The organism is Acidovorax sp. HMWF018, assembly GCF_003061035.1.
Lineage (GTDB): Bacteria > Pseudomonadota > Gammaproteobacteria > Burkholderiales > Burkholderiaceae_C > Acidovorax > Acidovorax delafieldii.
This window is the reverse complement of record NZ_QAIM01000098.1, coordinates 1-6394: the sequence shown is the minus strand read 5'-3', so window position 1 is coordinate 6394 and position 6394 is coordinate 1. Positions and strand designations below refer to the sequence as shown.

General features: G+C 67.1%; 5 protein-coding genes. 3 read left to right on the top strand and 2 right to left on the bottom strand.

What is annotated here, in order from left to right:
* The coding region (locus DBR23_RS03480; RefSeq protein ID WP_108497332.1) for a sensor histidine kinase at positions 1 to 1137 on the bottom strand (1137 nt) is incomplete at its 3' end.
* Between the two features lie 52 nt (positions 1138 to 1189).
* Between DBR23_RS03480 and argH the strand changes: the two genes are divergently transcribed.
* From argH to DBR23_RS03460, 3 genes are all read left to right on the top strand, one after another.
* Positions 1190 to 2680 carry an argininosuccinate lyase gene (gene argH, locus DBR23_RS03475; RefSeq protein ID WP_108497331.1) on the top strand — a complete coding sequence of 497 codons (1491 nt, stop codon included), beginning with the start codon at positions 1190 to 1192 and terminating at the stop codon, positions 2678 to 2680.
* 176 nt (positions 2681 to 2856) lie between these two features.
* Positions 2857 to 3849: a Bug family tripartite tricarboxylate transporter substrate binding protein gene (locus DBR23_RS03465; RefSeq protein WP_056061186.1), complete on the top strand. Its 993-nt coding sequence runs from the start codon at positions 2857 to 2859 to the stop codon at positions 3847 to 3849.
* 221 nt (positions 3850 to 4070) lie between these two features.
* Positions 4071 to 5525 (top strand): diguanylate cyclase domain-containing protein, encoded by a 1455-nt coding sequence (locus DBR23_RS03460; protein WP_108497330.1) that lies wholly within the window; start codon positions 4071 to 4073, stop codon positions 5523 to 5525.
* 126 nt (positions 5526 to 5651) lie between these two features.
* On the opposite strand, the gene DBR23_RS03455 is transcribed toward DBR23_RS03460, so the two are convergent.
* Positions 5652 to 6260 (bottom strand): hypothetical protein, encoded by a 609-nt coding sequence (locus DBR23_RS03455; protein ID WP_108497329.1) that lies wholly within the window; start codon positions 6258 to 6260, stop codon positions 5652 to 5654.
* Positions 6261 to 6394: the final 134 nt, after the last annotated feature.

The following is a 6394-nucleotide window of genomic DNA, read 5'->3' as shown; positions in this document are numbered from 1 at the left end:
GGCGGCAGGGGAGGGGTCGGCGGCGGGCAGGGTGATGCGCACCTGGTACAGCCCGTCCTGCACGCCAGCGGTGAATTCGCCCTGCACGTCATGCAGCAAGGCCAGCCGCGCGCGCACGTTGGCCAGTGCGATGCCATGGCCCCGCGTGCTGGGCTCGTCGTGTTTGCCGGTTTTGCCCTCTTTGGGGGGCAGGGTGTTGGTGATGCGTACCACCACGCGGGTGCCGCGCAGCTCGGTCAGCACGCGCAGCTTGCCGCCCCGGGCGCTGGGCTCCACGCCATGTTTGACGGCGTTTTCCACCAGCGGCTGCAGCAGCAGCGGCGGCAGGCGCGCGCTGTCGGTGCGTGGGTCCAGGTTCCACTGCACCTGCAGGCGCTTGCCAAAGCGCACCTGCTCAATGCCCAGGTAGCGGCGCGCCAGGGTGATCTCCTCGGCCAGCGTGGTCGATTCGCCCTGCTCGATGAGGGCCACGCGGAACAGGTCCGACAGGTCTTCGAGCAGCGACTCGGCCTTGGCCGGCTCCTCACGCACCAGCGCAATGGCGCTGTTGAGTGTGTTGAACAAAAAATGCGGGCGGATGCGCGATTGCAGCTCTGTCAGGCGCGCCGTGGTGGCGGCCGGGGTGCGGCCCCGGGCACGCAGCACCAGCGCAGCCACCAGCATGGCTGCCAGCAATGCGCCGGTGGCGGCGCTGGCCAGCCAGGGGGGCGATGCCGACAGGCCCACCAGCGCCAGCATGGCGCAGGCATAGGCACCGGCCACGGCCCCCAGCAGCACCCCGGCGGCATATTGCTGCGCGGTGGACAGGCGCTGCAGCACCGTCTTGAGGCTGCAGGCCGTGATCAGCCACACTAGCGTGGCCGGCAGCGCGCCGCCGGTCAGCAGTGCCAGGCTGGCCAGCCATTCGACGGGGCTGCCGGCGCCATACATGGCACCCACGCCCACCACCACCTCCACAAACAGCACGGCCCGCAGCACCACACCGACCTGGCAGGCATCGAACACCAGGGCCCGCCCACGTGGCGGCTGCCCGCCCGGCCCGGCGCCCGCAGCGGCCCGCACGCTGCGCGCAGGCCTGTCTGGCAGGGCGGAATCCGGCGGCGGGGGCTGGGTCGATAAAATTTGGGTGTTTTGCATTGCGGCATCCGGACAGTCCGGGTGTCTGAACCACCGGATTATTGCCCTCCTTATGTCCAAAGCCCAAGCCACCAGCGCCGACTCTGCGCCGTCCTACAACCAGCTTGACACCAAGGCCCAGGCCTGGTCGGCGCTGTTTTCCGAGCCCATGAGCGACCTGGTCAAGCGCTACACCTCCAGCGTTTTCTTCGACAAGCGCCTGTGGCAGGCCGACATTGCAGGCAGCCTGGCGCATGCCGAAATGCTGGCCGCACAGGGCATCATCAGTGCCGAAGACCACGCCTCCATCCAGCGCGGCATGGCCCAGATCACGTCGGAAATCGAGTCCGGCGCCTTCGAGTGGAAGCTGGACCTGGAAGACGTGCACCTGAACATCGAAGCCCGCCTGACGCAGCTGGTGGGCGACGCTGGCAAGCGACTGCACACCGGCCGCAGCCGCAACGACCAGGTGGCCACCGACGTGCGCCTGTGGCTGCGCGGCGAGATCGACCTGATCGGCGACCTGCTCAAAGAGCTGCAGGTGTCGCTGGTCGATGTGGCCGAGCAGAACGTCGAGGTGATCCTGCCCGGCTTCACCCACCTGCAGGTGGCCCAGCCCGTGAGCTTTGGCCACCACATGCTGGCCTACGTGGAGATGTTCAAGCGCGACGCCGAGCGTATGGCCGACGTGCGCCGCCGCACCAACGTGCTACCCCTGGGCAGCGCGGCCCTGGCCGGCACCACCTACCCGCTGGACCGCGAGCGCGTGGCCAAGACGCTGGGCATGGTGGATGCGAACGGCTCCCCCGTGGTGTGCCAGAACAGTCTGGACGCCGTGAGCGACCGCGACTTCGCCATCGAATTCACCGCTGCCGCCAGCCTGTGCATGGTGCACGTGAGCCGCCTGTCCGAAGAACTCATCATCTGGATGAGCCAGAACTTCGGCTTCATCAAGATCGCCGACCGCTTCACCACCGGTTCGTCGATCATGCCGCAGAAGAAAAACCCCGACGTGCCCGAACTCGCGCGCGGCAAGACGGGCCGCGTGGTCGGTCACCTGATGGGCCTGATCACGCTGATGAAGGGCCAGCCCCTGGCCTACAACAAGGACAACCAGGAAGACAAAGAACCGCTGTTCGACACCGTGGACACGCTCAAGGACACGCTGCGTATCTTTGCCGAGATGGTCGGCGGCCAGTTGAACCCCGCCACGGGCAAGAAAGAGGGCGGCATCACCGTCAACGCCCAGGCCATGGAGCAGGCCGCACTCAAGGGCTATGCCACGGCCACCGACCTGGCCGACTACCTGGTCAAGAAGGGCCTGCCCTTCCGCGATGCGCACGAGACGGTGGCCCACGCCGTGAAGGCTGCCACCACCCATGCGTGTGACCTGTCGGAGCTGCCCCTGACCGTGCTGCAGGGCTTTCACCCCGCCATCGAAAAGGATGTGTACGAGTGCCTGAGCCTGCGCGGCTCGCTCAACGCCCGCAACACGCTGGGCGGCACGGCCCCGGCGCAGGTGCGTGCCCAGCTGGCGCGCCACCGCGCCCGCCTGGAAAAATGAGTCAACCCCCTGAGGCGCTGCGCGCCATCCCCCTTCTCTCGAATTGCTGTGCAATTCGGGAAGGGAGACGCAGCCAGCGCGGCGGGGCGGCCCTTGCGCGGCTGCCGCTGGCCTGAACCGTGCTTGTTGTACGGTCGCGCCCCGCAGCCACACCATTCAAATCAACGAGTTCCACCATGACAATGACTTCCCGCCGTAATCTGCTGTCCCGCCTTGTGCGCACGGGTGCCTTTGTGGGGGCCGCATTGGCCGTGGGCCTGGCGTCCGCCCAGCAGGCCAAGCCCATCCGCCTGCTTGTGGGTTTTCCGCCCGGCGGCGGTACGGACGCCATTGCGCGCACGCTGTCCGAGAAGCTCAAGGATGAGCTGGGCCAGCCTGTGGTGGTCGAAAACCGCCCCGGCGCGGGCGGCCAGATTGCCGCGCAGGCACTCAAGGCCTCGGCGCCCGACGGCACCACGCTGTTCCTCACGCACGACCACACCATCTCCATCCTGCCCCAGGTGGTGAAGAACCCCGGCTACGAACCCGCGCGCGACTTTGTGGCGGTGGGCGGTTTTGCCACGTTTGTGAATGCGTTTGCCGTGTCGGGCGGCACGCCGGCCAAGTCGTTCACCGAATACGTGCAGTGGGTCAAGACGGCCGGTGGCAGCAAGGGCGCGGTGGGTATTCCTGCGCCAGCGTCCACTCCAGAGTTCCTGGTCAAGCTGGTGGGGCAAAAGTACCAGCTGGACCTGGTCTCGGCACCGTACCGGGGCAGCGCCCCCATGATGGCTGACATGCTGGGCAACCAGATCAGCGCGGGCGTGGCCTCGGTGCAGGACTTCATGGAAAACCACAAGGCCGGCAAGGTGCGCGTGGTGGGCGTGCTGGGCACCAAGCGCCAGGCTTCCATGCCCGACGTGCCCACGTTCGACGAGATGGGCCTCAAGGGCTTTGAAGACCTGCCGTACTACGGCATCTACGCACCCACCGGCACGCCGCAAAAGTTCATCACCGACTTCTCGAACGCGCTGGCCAAGGTCGTGGCCCAGCCTGATGTGCGCGAACACCTCACCGCCATGGGCCTCACAGTGGGCTACATGTCGCCCCAGCAGCTGGCCACGCGCGAAAAGGCCTACACCGAAGCCTGGACGCGCATCATCAAGACCAGCGGGTTTGTAGCGCAGTAAAGGACGGGCGAGGGCTGCTGCGAAGCCGCCTGACCCCAGCCCGCGTTCGCATTAACAGCGGTGCGTGTGGTACGTGCTGTCCGTGCCGTGGGGCTGTGGCCACAAGGGGCCGTCTCACCGACCGGCCGGGGTGTCTCCAAAGCGGCCAGCCCCAGCGCAGTCGGTGCTGGCCGGTCTGCACAGACCATGGCACCATCCGGCACCCATCCCGGACCTCATTCATGCCCACCAGCCGCCTTCCTTCGAACTGGATCCATCACCGGTACCTGCCCCTCGCGGTGGGTGTGTGCAGCAGCATGCTGGCCGCCTTGCTGGCCTGGGTGGTCATCGACATCTCTCACACCAAGGCGCGGGCCGAGATTGCTGCGCAGGCGCAAAGCCACCTGCTGCAGATCCGCGACCGCCTGGACAGGCAATTGCAGAGCACGCTGTCGGTGCCCGAAACGGTGTCCGCCTTCATTGCCGCACAAGGCAGCATGTCGCCCGACATCTTTGCCACCGTGGTGGGCCGCCTGCTGGAGCACCAGCGCAATATCCGCAACCTGGCTCTGGCGCCCGACAACGTCATCAGCGATGTGTACCCGCGCGTGGGCAATGAGCGAGCGATTGGCCTGCGGTACCTGGACAACCCGCAGCAGCGTGGTGCGGTGGAGCGGGCCATCCAGACCCGCCGCACCGTCGTTGCAGGTCCCATTCCGCTGGTGCAAGGCGGGCTCGGCATCATCAGCCGCACGCCGGTGTTTCTGGCGCATCCGCCGGGGCGTGCACCGGTGGGTGGGCCCCGTTACTGGGGCATCGTGTCGCTCACCGTCAATGCCGACACCCTGTTCGCCGACGTGGGCCTGAACTCGGACCAGATGGGTTTTCAGGTGGCGGCACGTGGCCTGGACGCCATGGGCGCGCAGGGCGCGGTGTTCATCGGCCGCCCTCAGTTGTTCGACGAGGAGCCGGCCACGCTCGATGTGCCCTTGCCGGGTGGCGGCAGCTGGATCCTGGGCGCGGTCCCCACGGGCGGGTGGGGGGCTGCAGGCCGTGCACCCGCGCTGGTGGTGATGCTGGCCTACGCGTTCGCGCTGGTGCTGGGGCTGTTGAGCGCTCGGCTGGTGCGCGCCCACCAGCAGGTGCTGGCGCTGGCCAGCCATGACCGCCTGACGGGGCTGCCCAACCGGCGCCTGTTTGAAGACCGCTTGTCGCAGGCGGTGCTGACGGCCTACCGTGACCACCGTGCGGGCGCGTTGTTACTGGTGGACCTGGATGGTTTCAAGGCGGTCAATGACAGTCTGGGGCACGGCAGTGGCGATCAGGTGCTGGTGCGTGTGGCGCAGCGTCTGGCCGGGCTGGCCCGTGCCAATGACACCGCCGCCCGCCTGGGCGGCGACGAATTTGCACTGGTGCTGAACGCTGTGGCGTCCCCGGAGGCCGCCATGGAACTGGCCCACAAGGTGCTGGCAGCGCTGGTGGCGCCCATTGGACTCGACAGTGGCCAACACGTGCTGACCGGCGCAAGCGTTGGGGTCGCCTTGTTCCAGGGCCCTGCTGTGGAATCCATGCCCGCGCTCATGGACCGTGCTGACCGGGCGCTGTACACCAGCAAGCGCAGCGGCAAAGGGCTGGCCACATTGGCCGAAGCCCCCGGCGCTGCAGAGTTGCCGCAGGAGACCCCGCCCTTGGCCTGAGAAGCATGTTTTGCATGGAAATCAAGCAAAAATAGCTGCAGGCGCTAGTACATAAAGCGCTTGCAGCTATATTTTTAGGAGCGTTTGCTGCCACGGGGCCTGTCGTCGTGCAGCCCCGCAACCCGGTCACAGCATGGCCGTGCGCTGCTGCTCGGCGCGCGATGCGCCAATGGCGGTCTCCACGTTCTTGACCTCCTCGGGCGGGGGCAGCACGGCGGGCATGCCCAGGGCCTGAATGGCCAGCTCGCGGCACCAGCCTTTGGTGTGGTACAGGTGGTGGTCCTCGTCTTTTTCCACGGCCTTGTGCGCTACCTTGAGGGTGTGGCCCACATCGCCCGTGGCCACCTTGGCGACCTGGCCCAGCAGCTCCCAGTTGGCGTGGTCCTTGGTCTCCGCGTGCACCACACATTCGCAGGCCACCAGCTGTGCGGCGTCGGGGCTGCCAGACTTTTTGGCCAGCTGCATGGCCTGCACCAGGGACGTGCCAATGTGCTTGACCACGGCCCGCGTGGGCGACTGCGTATAAGGGTCCAGGCCCAGCGCATCGCAGACACCGCGCACCACGTTCTGGTGCGCCAGCGTTTCTTCCAGATAACCTTGCCATTCCTTCTTCAGGTCGGGGTTGATGGCGCAGGTGAGGGCGGTGCGGTACACCTGTTCGCCGCCGAGTTCGGTCTCCATCATCTGCAGGACGAGGTCGTCGAGTTGATGGCTGTCGTAGTGGCTTTTGGGCATGGGGGCTCCTTGGGGTGGTGGGGTGAACGAAAAGGTGGGGCTTCAGGCCAGGGTGCGCACTTTGGGTTCACGCTCCCACTGGCGGGTCTGGGCTGCGGCGATGAAACCTTGGGCGTCGGCCGGGTCCACCACGC

Excerpts from the sequence above, each read along its gene's own strand:
- DBR23_RS03460 (WP_108497330.1), top strand. The coding sequence starts at position 4,071 with ATGCCCACCAGCCGCCTTCCTTCGAACTGGATCCATCACCGGTACCTG.
- DBR23_RS03465 (WP_056061186.1), top strand. The coding sequence starts at position 2,857 with ATGACAATGACTTCCCGCCGTAATCTGCTGTCCCGCCTTGTGCGCACG.
- DBR23_RS03455 (WP_108497329.1), bottom strand. The coding sequence starts at position 6,260 with ATGCCCAAAAGCCACTACGACAGCCATCAACTCGACGACCTCGTCCTG.
- argH (WP_108497331.1), top strand. The coding sequence starts at position 1,190 with ATGTCCAAAGCCCAAGCCACCAGCGCCGACTCTGCGCCGTCCTACAAC.